This is a genomic window from Limnohabitans sp. (assembly GCF_044361645.1).
In the GTDB taxonomy this organism is placed as follows: Bacteria; Pseudomonadota; Gammaproteobacteria; order Burkholderiales; family Burkholderiaceae_C; genus Limnohabitans_A.
The window spans coordinates 1-14,064 of record NZ_JBIKIL010000104.1; the positions used below are offsets into that span (position 1 = coordinate 1).

A 14,064-nucleotide genomic window follows, 5' to 3' on the forward strand; every position below is an offset into this window, starting at 1 on the left:
ACGACCTGGACGACCACCGCCATGACGACTTGAACCGTCACCGCGAGTCCCTCCACAACCGTCATCGCGAGCCCCTCCTCAACCGTCATCGCGAGGAGCGAAGCGACGTGGCGATCCACTGGCACGCTCCGCCCAGTCACCGACTCCGCCAACACCACAGCAATGGATGGCCACGCTTCGCTCGCCATGACGGCTTGACTGGACGACCACGCCTCGCTCGCCATGACGACTTGAACCGCCACAGCGAGCCGCTCCACAACCGTCATCGCGAGCCCCCCCACAACCGTCATCGCGAGGAGCGAAGCGACGTGGCGATCCACCGGCACGCCCTGCCCAGTCACCGACTCTGCCAACACCACAGCAATGGACGACCACGCCTCGCTCGCCATGACGACTTGACTGGACGACCACGCCTCGCTCGCCATGACGGCTTGACTGGATGGCCACGCTTCGCTCGCCATGACGGCCTGGACTACCACCGCCATGACGACTTGAACCGCCACCGCGAGCCGCCCCACAACCGTCATCGCGAAGCCCTCCTCAACCGTCATCGCGAGGAGCGAAGCGACGTGGCGATCCAGTTGGGACGGGGCATGAAAGGCACGCATGTTGAATGACCGACACGCCCTCATCACCGGCGCGGGCTCCGGCATCGGTGCGGCGATTGCGTTGGCTCTGGCGCAAGCGGGCTGTCGCCTCACGCTGGCCGGACGCTCGCAGGGCAAACTGCAAGCGCAGGCCGAGCGCTTGCGTGAGCAGCTGCCCGATCTGGCCGTGGTGCTGGCCCCGATGGACGTGACCGACCCGCACGCGGTGCACGCTGCCGTGCAGCAAGCGCAAGCCCGTTTGGGCTCCGTCCACATCTTGGTCAACAACGCCGGTCAAGCCCACAGCCAGCCTTTCGCCAAAACCGATGCGGCCCAGTGGCAGCAGATGCTGAACGTGAACCTCACCGGCACATTCCACTGCATTCAGGCGGTGTTGCCCGGCATGCTCGAAGCCGCTCAAACAGGCACGCCCGGGCGCATCCTCAACATCGCCAGCACAGCCGGCCTCAAGGGCTATGCCTATGTCAGCGCCTATGTCGCGGCCAAGCACGGTGTGGTCGGCCTGACCAAAGCCTTGGCCCTGGAGTTGGCCCGCAAAGGCGTGACGGTGAACGCCATCTGCCCCGGCTACACCGAGACCGACATCGTGCGCGAAGCGGTGCACAACATCGTGGCCAAAACCGGCAAGAGCGAGAACCAGGCGCGTCAAGCGCTGGCCGCCAGCAACCCGCAGCAGCGCTTGGTGCAGCCACTCGAAGTGGCGCAAAGCGTGCTGTGGTTGTGCGCTGCAGGCAGCGACGCCATCAACGGCCAGGCCATTGCCATCGACGGCGGGGAGTTGGCCGGATGAGCACGCCACACACCGACATGGAGGTGCGCGCGCACGCCGACCACCACGCCTCGCTGCGCTTGTGGCTGCGCCTGCTGTCGGCCACCACACGCATCGAAGACACGATACGCCAGCGCCTGCGCGAGCAGTTTGGCATCACCTTGCCGCGCTTTGACCTCATGGCGCAGCTCGAACGCGAAGCGCACGGTTTGGCCATGGGCGAACTCTCGCGCCGCATGATGGTCACAGGCGGCAACATCACCAGCATCGTGGACCAGTTGGAAAAAGAACAACTGGTGCAACGCCAAGCCCAGCCCGGAGACCGCCGCGCCTATGCGGTGCACCTGACCCCGGCTGGGCGAGAAGCCTTTGCGGCCATGGCCATCGCTCACGAAAGCTGGGTGGTCGAACTGCTCGCCCCCTTGCCCGCAGCGCAGCAAGAGCAACTGCACCAACTGCTGGGCATTTTGAAGTCCGGTCAGCCCATGGCCCCAAGAAAAGCCCACAACGCACCCAACCAGGAGACCCCATGAGCCCACGCTACTTGCCCGGCCAGCCCCACCAGTTGCCACGCCACAACCAGCCCATGGGGGACTGCAAGCCAGCGCATTTCCTTTGGGTCGTTGCACACGGGGTCGCCACCATCAGCCTGAACCGCCCCGAACGCAAGAACCCGCTTTCATTTGAATCGTATGCCGAGCTGCGCGACTTTTTCCGCGCATTGCCTTATGCGCCCGATGTCCACGCGGTGGTCATCACCGGCGAGGGCGGCAATTTTTGTTCGGGCGGCGATGTGCACGACATCATTGGCCCGCTCACCCAACTCGACATGCCGGGTTTGTTGGCTTTTACCCGCATGACGGGCGACTTGGTCAAAGCCATGCGGGCTTGCCCACAGCCCATCATCGCGGCGATTGACGGCGTGTGCGCTGGCGCAGGCGCGATTTTGGCCATGGCATCGGACCTGCGTTATGGCACCGAGCGCAGCAAAACCTATTTCTTGTTCAACAAGGTGGGCTTGGCCGGATGTGACATGGGCGCGTGTGCGCTGTTGCCGCGCATCATTGGACAGGGACGCGCCAGCGAGTTGCTGTTCACAGGGCGCGGCCTGGGCGCACTGGAGGCCGAGCGCTGGGGTTTTTACAACCGTGTGTGCGGCGCAGACGAGGTGCTCAGCCAAGCGCAAGCCATGGCCCAGCAATTGGCCGCGGGCCCTGCTTTTGCCAACGGCATGACCAAGAAAATGCTGCAGCAGGAATGGAACATGGGCGTGGACGAAGCCATCGAGGCCGAAGCCCAGGCACAGGCCATCTGCATGGCCACCAACGATTTCCACCGGGCCTACCACGCCTTTGTGGCCAAACAAACGCCTGTGTTTGAAGGGGACTGAAGCATGTCCGACCCAGCCAAATCGCACCCGCCAGAACTCGACTGGCCCTTTTTTGACGACCGCCACCGCAGCTTCAAAGTGCGGCTGGACGACTGGTGCAACGCGCACTTGGCACCCCCACTTGCAACTTTGCAGCACGACCAAAGCCGCGATGCGGTGGACGCAGAATGCATTCGCTTGGTGCGCCTGTTGGGCCAGGGCGGCTGGTTGCGGCACGCCGTGGCGGGCCAGGCCTACGGCGCGGCGTCGGACGTGATCGACACGCGCCAGCTGTGCTTGCTGCGTGAAACACTGGCCTTTCACAATGGCTTGTCTGACTTTGCCTTTGCCATGCAAGGCCTGGGCACGGGGGCCATCAGCCTGATGGGCAGCGCCGATCAAAAGCAGCGCTACCTGCCGCGTGTGGCCTCTGGCCAGGCCCTGCCAGCCTTTGCGCTCAGCGAGCCCGAGGCGGGCTCGGATGTGGCCGCCATGCAGTGCAGCGCCAGCACCACAGCCGACGGTTATGTGCTGAACGGCCGCAAGAGCTGGATCAGCAACGGCGGCATTGCTGACTTTTATGTGGTGTTCGCCCGCACGGGCGAGGCGCCAGGAGCCCGTGGCATTTCGGCTTTCATCGTGGACGCCAACACCCCGGGCTTGACGATCGAAGAGCGCATCGACGTGATCGCACCGCACCCTTTGGCCACGCTCCGGTTTGACCAATGCCAAGTGGCCGCAAGCCAGCGCATTGGCGAGGCCGGTCAGGGTTTCAAGTTGGCCATGGCCACGCTCGACGTGTTCCGCACCTCGGTCGCGGCAGCGGCGCTGGGCTTTGGGCGGCGTGCTTTGCACGAGTCGATTGCTTGGGCGCGCGCGCGCCAGATGTTCGGACAAAGTTTGGGCGACTTTCAAATCACCCAGAGCAAGATCGCGCAAATGGCCACGATGCTGGACGCCGCCACGCTCTTGACCTACCGCGCCGCTTGGCTGCGCGACCAAGGCGTGCGCATCACGCGCGAGGCGGCAATGGCCAAGCTGTGCGCCACCGAAAACGCGCAACAAATCATCGACATGGCGGTGCAGCTGCACGGCGGCATGGGCGTGAAAAAAGGCGTGATGGTCGAGTCGCTGTACCGCGAGATCCGGGCGCTGCGCATTTACGAAGGCGCGACCGAAGTGCAGCAACTGATCATTGGCAAGGATGTGTTGAAGGGCTGATGGTTCGTTGCGGATGAGCTGTCCATGGCCCCCGCCTCGGAGCCCCTCGTCAGCGTGGCGCGGCAAGCGATGCGCACCAGAGACAAAAAACGGAGACAAGAACATGAAGGACTGGAACGAACTGCTGCCCAGCAGTCACACCGACAGCTTTGCGCGTGACCAGCTGCCGCCCAAAGACCAGCTGCCTGTGTTCATGGCAGATCGCCCCGAGTTGGACTACCCGGATGTGCTCAACTGCGCTGTAGAACTGGTGGACCGGCATGTGCGGGAAGGCCGGGGTGATCGCATCGCGCTGCATGGCGTGAACGACTTCGCCAGCAACTCGGGCGACTTCAGCTGGACCTATGCGCAGCTGCAGGACAAAAGCGACCGCATCGCGCAAGTCTTGAGCCAAGACCTGGGTCTGGTGCCTGGTAACCGCATTTTGCTGCGCGGCGGCAACAGCCCCATGATGGCGGCTTGTTTATTGGGCGCGCTCAAAGCGGGGCTGGTGGCCGTGCCGACCATGCCCTTGTTGCGGGCGGGCGAGTTGGCCCACATCATCGACAAAGCGCAGGTCAGCGCCGCCCTGTGCGACAGCTTGTTGGCCGATGAACTGCAGCACTGCATGCGGCCTGGACACGCCAGCCACATGCCTGGCTTGAAGCAAATGGTGCTGCTGCGCAGCGATGCCGCTGATGGCCTGGAGCAGCGGATGCAGCGGCAAGATGCCCAATACACGCCGCACCCCACCTGCCGCGACGATGTGTGTCTGATCGCTTTCACCAGCGGCACCACGGGCCAACCCAAGGGCACCTTGCACTTTCACCGCGATGTGCTGGCCATGTGCGATTTGTTTCCGCGCCATATTTTGCAAATGAACGAGAACGACATCGTGTGCGGCACACCGCCCATCGCCTTCACCTTCGGGCTGGGGGGTCTGTTGGCGTTTCCGCTGCGCCATGGGGCCAGCAGCGTGCTGCTCGAAAAGTACACAGCCGAAAGCTTGCTGCAGACCATTGCCAAATACCGCGTCACGCAGTGCTACACCGCGCCCACCCTGTACCGCCAAATGGCGGCACTGGCCCAAGGCTTTGACCTGTCCAGCCTCAAGCACCCCGTCAGTGCAGGCGAAGCCTTGCCCGACGCCACCCGACAACTTTGGAAAAAGGCCACGGGCGTGGAGTTGACCGACGGCATTGGTGGCACCGAAGTCATCCACATCTACATCGCCAGCGCGGGCCAGCAGGTGCGTGCGGGCAGCATCGGTCAAGTGGTGCCCGGTTACGTGGCGCAGATCGTGGACGACCAGATGCAGCCTGTGCCACCCGGCACCGTGGGCCGCTTGGCCGTGCGCGGCCCCACCGGGTGCAAATACCTGGCCGACCCGCGACAACAGACGTATGTGACGGCGGGTTGGAATTTGCCCGGTGACACCTTCGTCATGGACGCGGACGCTTACTTCAGCTACCAAGCGCGCAACGACGACATGATCATCTCGGCGGGCTACAACATCGCAGGTCCCGAGGTGGAAAGTGCTTTGCTGCAACACCCAGCCGTGTCCGAGTGCGGCGTGGTTGGCGTGCCCGACGAAGCCCGAGGCCAGATCGTGCAGGCCTGTGTGGTGCTCAAACCCGGCCATGTGGGTGATGCGGCCATGGCAAAAGCCTTGCAAGAACACGTCAAGCAATGCATCGCGCCCTTCAAATACCCACGCAAACTGGTTTTTGTGACCAGCTTGCCACGCACCGAAACCGGCAAACTGCAGCGCTTCAAGCTGCGTCAGAATTCATGATGGGCATCACAGCCCAACGTGCAGCTGCGCAGCAGCCCATGGATCGCTTCGTACCTCGCGATGACGAGAGGGCGGCAATCTGCCAGCCAATCCGTCATTGCGAGCGAAGCGCGGCAATCTACCACTCAATCCGTCATTGCGAGCGAAGCGCGGCAATCTGCCCCCCAAACCATCATTGCGAGCCAAGCGCAGCAATCTGCCCCCCAATCCGTCATTGCGAGCGAAGCGCGGCCATCTTCATGGATCGCTTCGTACCTCGCGATGACGAGAAGGCAGCCATCTGCCACCCAATCCGTCATTGCGAGCCAAGCGTGGCCATCTTCATGGATCGCTTCGTGCCTCGCGATGACGAGAGGGCGGCCATCTGCCAGCCAATCCGTCATTGCGAGCCAAGCGTGGCCATCTGCATGGATCGCTTCGTGCCTCGCGATGACGAGAGGGCGGCCATCTGCCAGCCAATCCGTCATTGCGAGCGAAGCGCGGCAATCTATATGGATCGCTTCGTACCTCGCGATGACGAGAAGGCAGCCATCTGCCACCCAATCCGTCATTGCGAGCCAAGCGCAGCCATCTTCATGGATCGCTTCGTACCTCGCGATGACGAGAGGGCGGCCATCTGCTACCCAATCCGTCATTGCGAGCGAAGCGTGGCAATCTATATGGATCGCTTCGTACCTCGCGATGACGAGAAGGCAGCCACCTGCCACCCAATCCGTCATTGCGAGCGAAGCGCGGCAATCTATATGGATCGCTTCGTACCTCGCGATGACGAGAAGGCAGCCACCTGCCACCCAATCCGTCATTGCGAGCGAAGCGCGGCAATCTACCACTCAATCCGTCATTGCGAGCGAAGCGCGGCCATCTTCATGGATCGCTTCGTGCCTCGCGATGACGAGAGGGCCGCCATCTGCCCCCCAATCCGTCATTGCGAGCGAAGCGTGGCAATCCATGTTCGACGGCCCTCCATCCACATCCAAACCCATTGAGGAATCACCATGTTCAACGTCTTGCAACCCGAAGGCTGGGCCCCCGCCAAAGGCTACGCCAACGGCATCGAAGCCAGTGGCCGCATGGTGTTTGTGGCCGGCATGATCGGCTGGAACGGTCAAGCCCAGTTCGAGTCCGACGACTTTGTGGCCCAGTGCCGCCAGGCCCTGCACAACATCGTCGACACGCTGGCCTGTGCTGGCGCAGGGCCGCAGCACATGGCCCGCATGACCTGGTACGTCAAAGACAAAAAAGAATACCTGGCCCGGGGCAAAGAACTCGGTCAGGTCTACAAGGATGTCATCGGGCCTCACTACCCTGCCATGACGCTTGTGCAGGTGGCGGATCTGGTCGAAGACCGGGCCCAAGTCGAGATCGAAGTCACCGCCGTGGTGCCTGAAGGCTCCGATTAAAAACACCGGCATACCACCGCTGGGGTGGGCGGATATCAACCCCCCTCGTTTCATGAATAATACGATGTTCACAATCACCCACAGGAGACAAGCATGACCCAACCCCATTCTTTGCCACGACGTCAATGGCTGACCCAAGGCGCTGCCATTTTGGGCACCGCTTCAACCGGTTTGCTGCTGCCCCAAAGCGCTTTGGCCCAAAGCGGCAAAATCCGCGTCGGGCTGATGCTGCCCTACACAGGCACCTTTGCTCAGTTGGGTATCGCCATCGAAAACGGTTTTCGCATGGCCATCAACGAGCAAGGCGGCAAACTCGGCGGCCGCGAGATCGAGTGGTTCAAAGTGGACGACGAGTCCGACCCTTCCAAAGCCATTGAAAACGCCAACAAACTGGTGCAGCGCGACAAGGTGGACGTGCTGGTCGGCACCGTGCACTCAGGCGTGCAAATGGGCATTCACCGCGTGGCCCGCGAAAGCGGCGTGATCAGCCTGATTCCCAACGCGGGCGTGCACATGGCCACCCGCGCGCAGTGCGCTCCCAATGTCTTTCGCACCAGCTTTAGCAACAGCCAACCCACCATGGCTTTGGGCGAAACCATGGTCAAACGTGGCCACAAAAAGGCCGTTTGGATCACCTGGAAATACGCTGCGGGCGACGAGGCTTTTGAAGGCTTTCGCGACAGCTACACCAAGGCCGGTGGCACCATCGTCAAAGAGCTGGGTCTGCCCTTTCCCAACGTCGAGTTTCAGGCTTTGCTGACCGAAATTGCCGCCCTCAAGCCCGACGCTGTGGCCTGTTTCTTTGCCGGTGCAGGCGCGGCCAAGTTCTTGCGCGACTACGCGGCAGCGGGTTTGAAAGACAAAATCCCACTCTACGGCTCGGGCTTTTTGACCGAGGGCGTGCTCGAAGCCGCTGGCCCAGCTGCCGATGGCGTGTTGACCACCTTGCACTACGGCGATGGCATTGAGACACCGCGCAACAAAAGCTTCCGACTGAATTACGCCAAGACCTTCAAAATGCAACCCGATGTGTATGCCGTTCAGGGCTACGACACCGGCTTGTTGTTGGTCCAGGGAGCCAACGCGGTCAAAGGCGACGTAGGCCAAAAAGCCGCCATGATCAAGGCCATGCAAACGGCCGTGATCGACAGCCCACGCGGCAAATGGACCATGAGCAAATCGCACAACCCAGTGCAAGACATTTACTTGCGCCAAGTCTCTGACAAAGAAAACAAAGTCATCGGCATCGCAGCCAAAGCGCTGGCCGACTCCGGCGCTGGCTGCCGCATGTAAGAGGCAGCTTGCCCCGTGGGGCCTTGGGCGTTGGGCTCGCAAAGCCCCACGCTCAACGCCCGCTTCACCGCTCTACACCCTAAGCTCAAGGCCTCATGGACTTTGTCAATTTCTCAATCCAGCTGCTCAACAGCATGCAATACGGCCTGCTGCTGTTCATGCTGGCAGCAGGCCTGACCTTGATCTTCGGCATCATGGGCGTGGTCAATTTGGCGCACGGCAGTTTTTACATGCTGGGCGCTTACTTGGCCTGGTCCTTGGCGGCGCAGTTGGGCAGCTTCACCCTGGCCATCTTGGTGGGCACGGCTTTGTCGGTGGCTTTTGGTTTGCTGCTGGAACGCCTGCTGTTTCGGTATTTTTACCACCGCGACCACCTGGACCAAGTGCTGCTCACTTTTGGTTTGATCTATGTGTTCGAAGAAATGCGCTCCATGATTTGGGGCGACGACGTGCATGGCCTGCCTGTGCCCGAATTGCTGGCCGCGTCCATCCCCTTGACCGAGAACCTGTCTTACCCGGTGTACCGCTTGTTCATGTCGGGCGTGTGCCTGGTGCTGGCGCTGGGCTTGTATTTGTTGATCTCCAAAACCCGCTTGGGCATGAAGATCCGTGCGGGCGCATTCAACCGCGAGATGACCGAGTCGCTGGGCGTCAACATCCAACTGATCCACTCGGTGGTGTTCGCTTTGGGCATTGGCCTGGCCTCGATCGCAGGCATGATCGCCGCGCCCGTGTCCAGCGTCTACCCCAACATGGGCTCACAGGTCTTGATCATGTGCTTTGTGGTGGTGGTCATTGGCGGCATTGGCTCGGTGCGCGGCGCTTTGATCGCGGCTTTGCTGGTGGGTTTGGTTGACACCTTTGGCAAGGTGCTGCTGCCCCAAGCCTCGGGCATGCTGGTGTATGTGCTGATGGCCTTGGTGCTGCTGTACAAGCCCGAAGGCCTGTTCAAGCAATGAAGCCGAAAAAAACCCCATGAGCTCACCCCAAATCCACCTCGAAACCCTGCCGCGCAGCATCCAGCTGATGATGGTGCTGGGCTTTTTGGCGCTCGCCGCCTTCCCCTTTGTCGGGTCTGACTTTTACACCGCCATGGTCGTGCGCATGATGATCTTGGCCATCTTGGCCATGAGCCTCGATTTGCTGCAAGGCGTGACCGGCCTGGTGTCGCTGGGTCACGCCGCCTACTTTGGCCTGGCCGGTTATGTGCTGGCTTTCATCACCCCCCAAAACGAGGCCATCAGCCTGTACACCAGCTTGCCGCTGGCGGTGGGCGGCTCGGCCTTGGCCGCACTGGTGATTGGCTTTTTGGTGGTGCGCACGCACGGCATCTACTTCATCATGGTCACCATGGCTTTTGCGCAGATGATTTTTTTCATCTTCTTTGACAACAAGGCGCTGGGCGGCTCGGACGGTTTGTTCCTCAACTTCCGGCCCGATGCGGGCATCATCGATCTGGACAACAAGCGGGTGTTTTACTACTTCACGCTGGCTTGTTTGCTGGCGGTCTATCTGTTTTTGCGCCGCCTGCTCTGGAGCCCGTTTGGCCGGGCACTGTCGGGCATTCGGGTGAACGAGCACCGCATGCGGGCCCTGGGTTTCAACACCTTCAACCACAAGCTGGCGGCCTTCACGCTGGCCGGGGCTTTGGCGGGTTTGGCGGGTTATTTGTTTGCAGCGCAAACCGGGTTTGTGAACCCCGAGCTGATGGGCTTTCACCTGAGTGCGCACGCCATCATGATGGTGATTTTGGGTGGCATGGGCAATTTTGCCGGGGCCATTGTGGGGGCCTTCAGCTTTGAGTACTTGCTGCACGTCTTCAAAGATTTGCCTGACATCGGCGGCTTTCGCACCGGCAAACACTGGCAAATGTGGATGGGCTTGTTCATCGTGGCCCTGATCATTTTTGCGCCCAAAGGCATTTTGGGTCTGGTCAACCGTTTCTTAGGCGGCAAAGCGGCTGCAAGCCAGGATAACGGCCATGACTGAGCGCACGACCTTGATGAGTGCCAGAGGCCTGACCAAACGTTTTGGCGGCTTGGCGGCTGTGAACGATGTGTCACTTGACTTATGGCAGGGCTGCATACACGCCGTGATTGGCCCCAACGGCGCGGGCAAATCCACCTTGGCCAATTTGCTCTCTGGCGATTTGCCCCCCACCAGCGGGCGCATGACGCTGTTGGGCACCGAGATCACCGGCTGGACCCCCGAAAAAATTTCGCGCCACGGCTTGGGCCGCAGCTACCAAAAAACCAATATTTTCAGCACCTTCACCGTTTGGGACAACGTGCGCCTGTCGGCGCAATCGCGCACGCAGCCCTCGCCCTTCAGCCCTGTGGCTTGGTTCAGGGCAGCGGCAGCCCTGCAAGACGTCAACCAACGGGCCGAGCGCGCCATCGAGCTGGCCGGACTGCAGGACCGCCGCCATGCCCAAGCCGGGGCCACCAGCCACGGCGAACAGCGCCAGCTGGAGATCGCCATGACCTTGGCCACCGAGCCGCAGGTCTTGTTGCTCGACGAACCGTTGGCCGGCATGGGCCAGGTCGAGGCCGAGCGCATGGTGCAGCTGCTGCTGCGGCTTAAAAATGAACACGCCATCTTGCTGGTCGAGCACGACATGGACGCGGTATTCACACTGGCCGACCACCTCACGGTGATGGTCAACGGCCAAGTGATCGCCAGCGACACACCCGCAGCCGTGCGGGCCGATGCGGGCGTGCAAGCGGCTTACTTGGGCGAAGCATCTGAAAACAGCTTGGGCGAGGCACACTGACATGCGCGAACTCTTGATCCAAGCCCAAGACCTGAACACCTATTACGGTGCCAGCCACATCTTGCGCGGCGTGAACTTTTCAGTGGGCCGGGGCGAGACGATTGGCCTGATGGGCCGCAACGGCATGGGCAAAAGCACCTTGCTCAAAACCCTCATGGGCATCGTGCCGCCGCGCAGCGGCACGGTGCACATCAAGGGCCAGCGCATGAACGGCCGCCCCACTTTTGAAGTGGCCCAGCTGGGCATGGCCTATGTGCCCGAGGGCCGGGGCATTTTTGGCAACCTGAGCGTGGTCGAGAACCTCAAAATGGCCGCTCGCCCGGGCACCCAAGGCCAACGCGACTGGACCTTCGAGCGCGTGCTGGAGACCTTTCCTCGCTTGCAAGAACGTCTGGGCCACGGCGGCCAACAGCTCTCAGGCGGCGAGCAGCAAATGCTCACCATCGGTCGGGCGCTGATGACCAACCCCGACGTGCTCATCTTGGACGAGGCCACCGAGGGCCTGGCCCCGCTGATCGCCCGCGACATCTGGCGCATTTGCAGTGTCATCAAACAAAGCGGTATCAGCTCGATCATCGTCGACAAGAACTGGAAACACGTCACCCAGATCACCGACCGCAACATCATCTTGGTCAAAGGCCAAGTGGTGTTTGAAGGCAGCACGCCCACTTTGCTGGCTGACCCCCAGTTGCTGGCGCAGCACTTGGGGGTCTGACCAAGCGTGCCAGGGTGGGGCCGCAAGTCTGGCCTGCAGGCACCTGCAAACGCCAGTGCGAAACGGCGGCTTGCGTCGCCCCAGATATCGCCAACCGTTATTTGGGCACAGGCCCCAAAAACTTTGACTTTTGCCACTCTTGCCGAATAAGCGTTTTGGCATCGCTGCCCCATCCTCGCCCCGCACCCGAACCCAGGGCGCGCGAAGCCGCCAGCGATACGCAGCGCTCCAGGCCAGAGCCGAGTGAAATCGCGGTGGCCAACATGCCCTCCCTGGGGTCTCCCAAAGCAAAGGACAAATCGTCAGACACTGCACAGCGCGGGCTGAACCCTCGGCTGAAATCGCCAAAGTTCTTGTCATTGACGCCTTTGAACTCCATGGCAGCAAAGGTCAAGCCGCAATTGTCTTGCGGCATAAAACCATACGGCTTGCCGCAGGTGGTGCCGCCAATTTGCACCACCTCCACATCAATGCCCCGCAGGCCGTTGATGATGGACTCACTGGCCGAGCAGGTTTGATCGGTTGTCAATGCATAGATTTTGTTGAGGCCCAGGAAATCAATAGGCCTTCCGTCCAGGTCCGTGTTGTAAAAGGGGAGGTCAAAGTTTTCAAGGCTGCGCTTGTCGTTGAACAACAAGCGCTCAAAGGTTTTGCCTTGTGTTTGGACCGGCCCTGCCACGGCGTAAGACAAAGCGCTGGCCAAGGCCAACAAACCGCCACCGTTGTAACGCAGGTCGAGTACCAACTGCGTGACGCTTTGTGTTTTGAATTCGCGCAAGGCCTCTTGCAAAAGAGTTTGGGCTGGCTCGATGTGGCTGTTGAAAAGCAAATAACCCCACTTTTGCCCATTCGCTGTCAGCACCTTGTATTCCACCTGCGGCAATTCTTCGTCGCCCGGCGTCAAGGACACGGTGAGTTCATCGCCGTTTTTCTTTTTGACTAAAAAACTTCGCGGCTGCACATCGGACGCACGGGGTGACAAAGCCTCATCCACACGGGTTGCTGCGGTGACGCTGTTGACCGGATCACCATTGACCTTGAGGATTTCATCCCCGCGCTCAATGCCTGCGCCCTTGGCAAGCCTTGGATTGTCAGACGGGAAGACATAAGACACCCAAATTCGGCGCTCAGCTGCGCGGCCTTGTCGGCTGAGCAGCCAAGCAAAACCTTGATCCGACCCACTGGAAAATCCATTCCACTGGTCAGTGCTGGTCACAAAGCTGAACTGGTCTATCTTTTGACCCGTCACCGAATCGGTCTTGGGGTTGAGCAGGTCGTAGTAATAATTGCTCATCGAATTGGTGTAACTGAATTCGCCTGTGGTGTTGTAGCGAGGGTCTTTCGCATTGACAAAAGGCATGTCGGCGTACCAAAGGTAGCGCTCATCCAGATAAGCCTTGACCCAGTTGCGCTCATCGGCCAAGCCGCCCAGCCAAGTGGGTTGCGACGATTTGTCTACGTAAGGATTTTCAGCCGAACAAATCTGCGCCAAGGCCATCGACGAATTGGGCGCGCCAAACAAGGCGGGGTCGTCGTCACCATCGCCTCCGCAGGCCACCAACCACAAACTCAAGCTCAAACTCACAACAACACCGATGCGGCCCATGGCTTTTTCCCGTATTGAAAAATGATAATTTTAGGAGTAAAAATTACAAGAACTGATTTTTGAACTGGTTTTTTTATGGGTCCAGCTCTGAGCCGGGATTCAGAGAGCACAAGGGTGTACGCAAAGGACCGCCGTTTTCACTGGATATACCGTCTCTTCGCCCGAGATGACCCAAATTGGGATGCCCTGGGTGTGTCCATTTCATTGGGCCGAATCAATCAACAATGACCAGGTCAAAGAAGCCCTGCGCTCAAAGCATGCCCTTTCACGGTCGAGGGCACGCAAGCGCCCAGCACAAGTACGACAGGGGCTGCTCCGGCATCGGCGTTTGCCGATGCCGGAGCAGCCCCTCGGCGAAAAGCCGCCTGTTAATATGCGCACATTATGATGCTTCGTTTTTTACATCCCAACACCTTGGGCGTCGTCTTGTTGAGCGCTTGTGGCGGAGGTGGCAGTCCCGCACCTTCAACTCCAAACGATTCAGCCGACAACCCATTCGGTTTGATGTCTGCTCGGCTGCTGGCAGACAACGCGGT

Annotated in this window: 14 protein-coding genes; 11 read left to right on the forward strand and 3 right to left on the reverse strand. The window is 60.6% G+C overall.

Annotated elements, in window-relative coordinates; genetic code table 11:
* Window positions 1-608: hypothetical protein (locus ACIQ39_RS14720; RefSeq protein WP_396435355.1), on the reverse strand; the 608-nt coding region annotated here is incomplete at its 3' end.
* Here ACIQ39_RS14720 and ACIQ39_RS14725 point away from each other — a divergent pair.
* From ACIQ39_RS14725 to ACIQ39_RS14745, 5 genes are all read left to right on the forward strand, one after another.
* Entirely contained in the window at window positions 607-1,398 is a 792-nt protein-coding gene (locus tag ACIQ39_RS14725; protein ID WP_396435356.1) for an SDR family NAD(P)-dependent oxidoreductase, read from the forward strand. The genes ACIQ39_RS14720 and ACIQ39_RS14725 overlap by 2 nt on opposite strands.
* Window positions 1,395-1,910 (forward strand): MarR family winged helix-turn-helix transcriptional regulator, encoded by a 516-nt coding sequence (locus ACIQ39_RS14730; protein WP_396435357.1) that lies wholly within the window; start codon window positions 1,395-1,397, stop codon window positions 1,908-1,910. Before ACIQ39_RS14725 ends, ACIQ39_RS14730 begins: the two co-directional genes overlap by 4 nt.
* On the forward strand, window positions 1,907-2,767 hold the full coding sequence (locus ACIQ39_RS14735; RefSeq protein WP_396435358.1) for an enoyl-CoA hydratase family protein: 861 nt from the start codon (window positions 1,907-1,909) through the stop codon (window positions 2,765-2,767). Before ACIQ39_RS14730 ends, ACIQ39_RS14735 begins: the two co-directional genes overlap by 4 nt.
* A 3-nt stretch (window positions 2,768-2,770) precedes the next feature.
* On the forward strand, window positions 2,771-3,967 hold the full coding sequence (locus ACIQ39_RS14740; RefSeq protein WP_396435359.1) for an acyl-CoA dehydrogenase family protein: 1,197 nt from the start codon (window positions 2,771-2,773) through the stop codon (window positions 3,965-3,967).
* 103 nt (window positions 3,968-4,070) lie between these two features.
* Window positions 4,071-5,741 (forward strand): AMP-binding protein, encoded by a 1,671-nt coding sequence (locus ACIQ39_RS14745; RefSeq protein ID WP_396435360.1) that lies wholly within the window; start codon window positions 4,071-4,073, stop codon window positions 5,739-5,741.
* Window positions 5,742-5,866: 125 nt separating this feature from the next.
* Here the strand turns inward: ACIQ39_RS14745 and ACIQ39_RS14750 are convergent, their stop codons facing one another.
* Window positions 5,867-6,544, reverse strand: coding sequence for a hypothetical protein (locus ACIQ39_RS14750; protein WP_396435361.1), 678 nt, complete (start codon window positions 6,542-6,544; stop codon window positions 5,867-5,869).
* A gap of 192 nt (window positions 6,545-6,736) precedes the next feature.
* Between ACIQ39_RS14750 and ACIQ39_RS14755 the strand changes: the two genes are divergently transcribed.
* From ACIQ39_RS14755 to ACIQ39_RS14780, 6 genes are all read left to right on the forward strand, one after another.
* Window positions 6,737-7,141 (forward strand): RidA family protein, encoded by a 405-nt coding sequence (locus tag ACIQ39_RS14755; protein WP_396435362.1) that lies wholly within the window; start codon window positions 6,737-6,739, stop codon window positions 7,139-7,141.
* A gap of 93 nt (window positions 7,142-7,234) precedes the next feature.
* Entirely contained in the window at window positions 7,235-8,434 is a 1,200-nt protein-coding gene (locus tag ACIQ39_RS14760; protein ID WP_396435363.1) for an ABC transporter substrate-binding protein, read from the forward strand.
* Window positions 8,435-8,529: 95 nt separating this feature from the next.
* Window positions 8,530-9,393, forward strand: a complete 864-nt coding sequence (locus ACIQ39_RS14765) for a branched-chain amino acid ABC transporter permease (protein WP_396435364.1) — start codon at window positions 8,530-8,532, stop codon at window positions 9,391-9,393.
* A 16-nt stretch (window positions 9,394-9,409) separates the two neighbouring features.
* The gene (locus ACIQ39_RS14770) at window positions 9,410-10,423 is read left to right on the forward strand and encodes a branched-chain amino acid ABC transporter permease (protein WP_396435365.1); all 1,014 of its coding nucleotides are present in this window, start codon (window positions 9,410-9,412) and stop codon (window positions 10,421-10,423) included.
* Window positions 10,416-11,207 (forward strand): ABC transporter ATP-binding protein, encoded by a 792-nt coding sequence (locus ACIQ39_RS14775; RefSeq protein WP_396435366.1) that lies wholly within the window; start codon window positions 10,416-10,418, stop codon window positions 11,205-11,207. The genes ACIQ39_RS14770 and ACIQ39_RS14775 overlap by 8 nt, the downstream gene beginning before the upstream one ends.
* Before the next feature lies 1 nt (window position 11,208).
* On the forward strand, window positions 11,209-11,922 hold the full coding sequence (locus tag ACIQ39_RS14780; RefSeq protein WP_396435367.1) for an ABC transporter ATP-binding protein: 714 nt from the start codon (window positions 11,209-11,211) through the stop codon (window positions 11,920-11,922).
* A gap of 97 nt (window positions 11,923-12,019) precedes the next feature.
* On the opposite strand, the gene ACIQ39_RS14785 is transcribed toward ACIQ39_RS14780, so the two are convergent.
* A complete protein-coding gene (locus tag ACIQ39_RS14785; protein WP_396435368.1) occupies window positions 12,020-13,528 on the reverse strand; it encodes a S41 family peptidase in 1,509 nt (502 codons plus the stop codon).
* Window positions 13,529-14,064: the final 536 nt, after the last annotated feature.

Bases quoted from the DNA above. Each gene is read 5' to 3' on its own strand.
- ACIQ39_RS14725 (WP_396435356.1), top strand. From the start codon at position 607: ATGTTGAATGACCGACACGCCCTCATCACCGGCGCGGGCTCCGGCATC.
- ACIQ39_RS14730 (WP_396435357.1), top strand. From the start codon at position 1,395: ATGAGCACGCCACACACCGACATGGAGGTGCGCGCGCACGCCGACCAC.
- ACIQ39_RS14735 (WP_396435358.1), top strand. From the start codon at position 1,907: ATGAGCCCACGCTACTTGCCCGGCCAGCCCCACCAGTTGCCACGCCAC.
- ACIQ39_RS14740 (WP_396435359.1), top strand. From the start codon at position 2,771: ATGTCCGACCCAGCCAAATCGCACCCGCCAGAACTCGACTGGCCCTTT.
- ACIQ39_RS14745 (WP_396435360.1), top strand. From the start codon at position 4,071: ATGAAGGACTGGAACGAACTGCTGCCCAGCAGTCACACCGACAGCTTT.
- ACIQ39_RS14750 (WP_396435361.1), bottom strand. From the start codon at position 6,544: ATGACGGATTGGGTGGCAGGTGGCTGCCTTCTCGTCATCGCGAGGTAC.
- ACIQ39_RS14755 (WP_396435362.1), top strand. From the start codon at position 6,737: ATGTTCAACGTCTTGCAACCCGAAGGCTGGGCCCCCGCCAAAGGCTAC.
- ACIQ39_RS14760 (WP_396435363.1), top strand. From the start codon at position 7,235: ATGACCCAACCCCATTCTTTGCCACGACGTCAATGGCTGACCCAAGGC.
- ACIQ39_RS14765 (WP_396435364.1), top strand. From the start codon at position 8,530: ATGGACTTTGTCAATTTCTCAATCCAGCTGCTCAACAGCATGCAATAC.
- ACIQ39_RS14770 (WP_396435365.1), top strand. From the start codon at position 9,410: ATGAGCTCACCCCAAATCCACCTCGAAACCCTGCCGCGCAGCATCCAG.
- ACIQ39_RS14775 (WP_396435366.1), top strand. From the start codon at position 10,416: ATGACTGAGCGCACGACCTTGATGAGTGCCAGAGGCCTGACCAAACGT.
- ACIQ39_RS14780 (WP_396435367.1), top strand. From the start codon at position 11,209: ATGCGCGAACTCTTGATCCAAGCCCAAGACCTGAACACCTATTACGGT.
- ACIQ39_RS14785 (WP_396435368.1), bottom strand. From the start codon at position 13,528: ATGGGCCGCATCGGTGTTGTTGTGAGTTTGAGCTTGAGTTTGTGGTTG.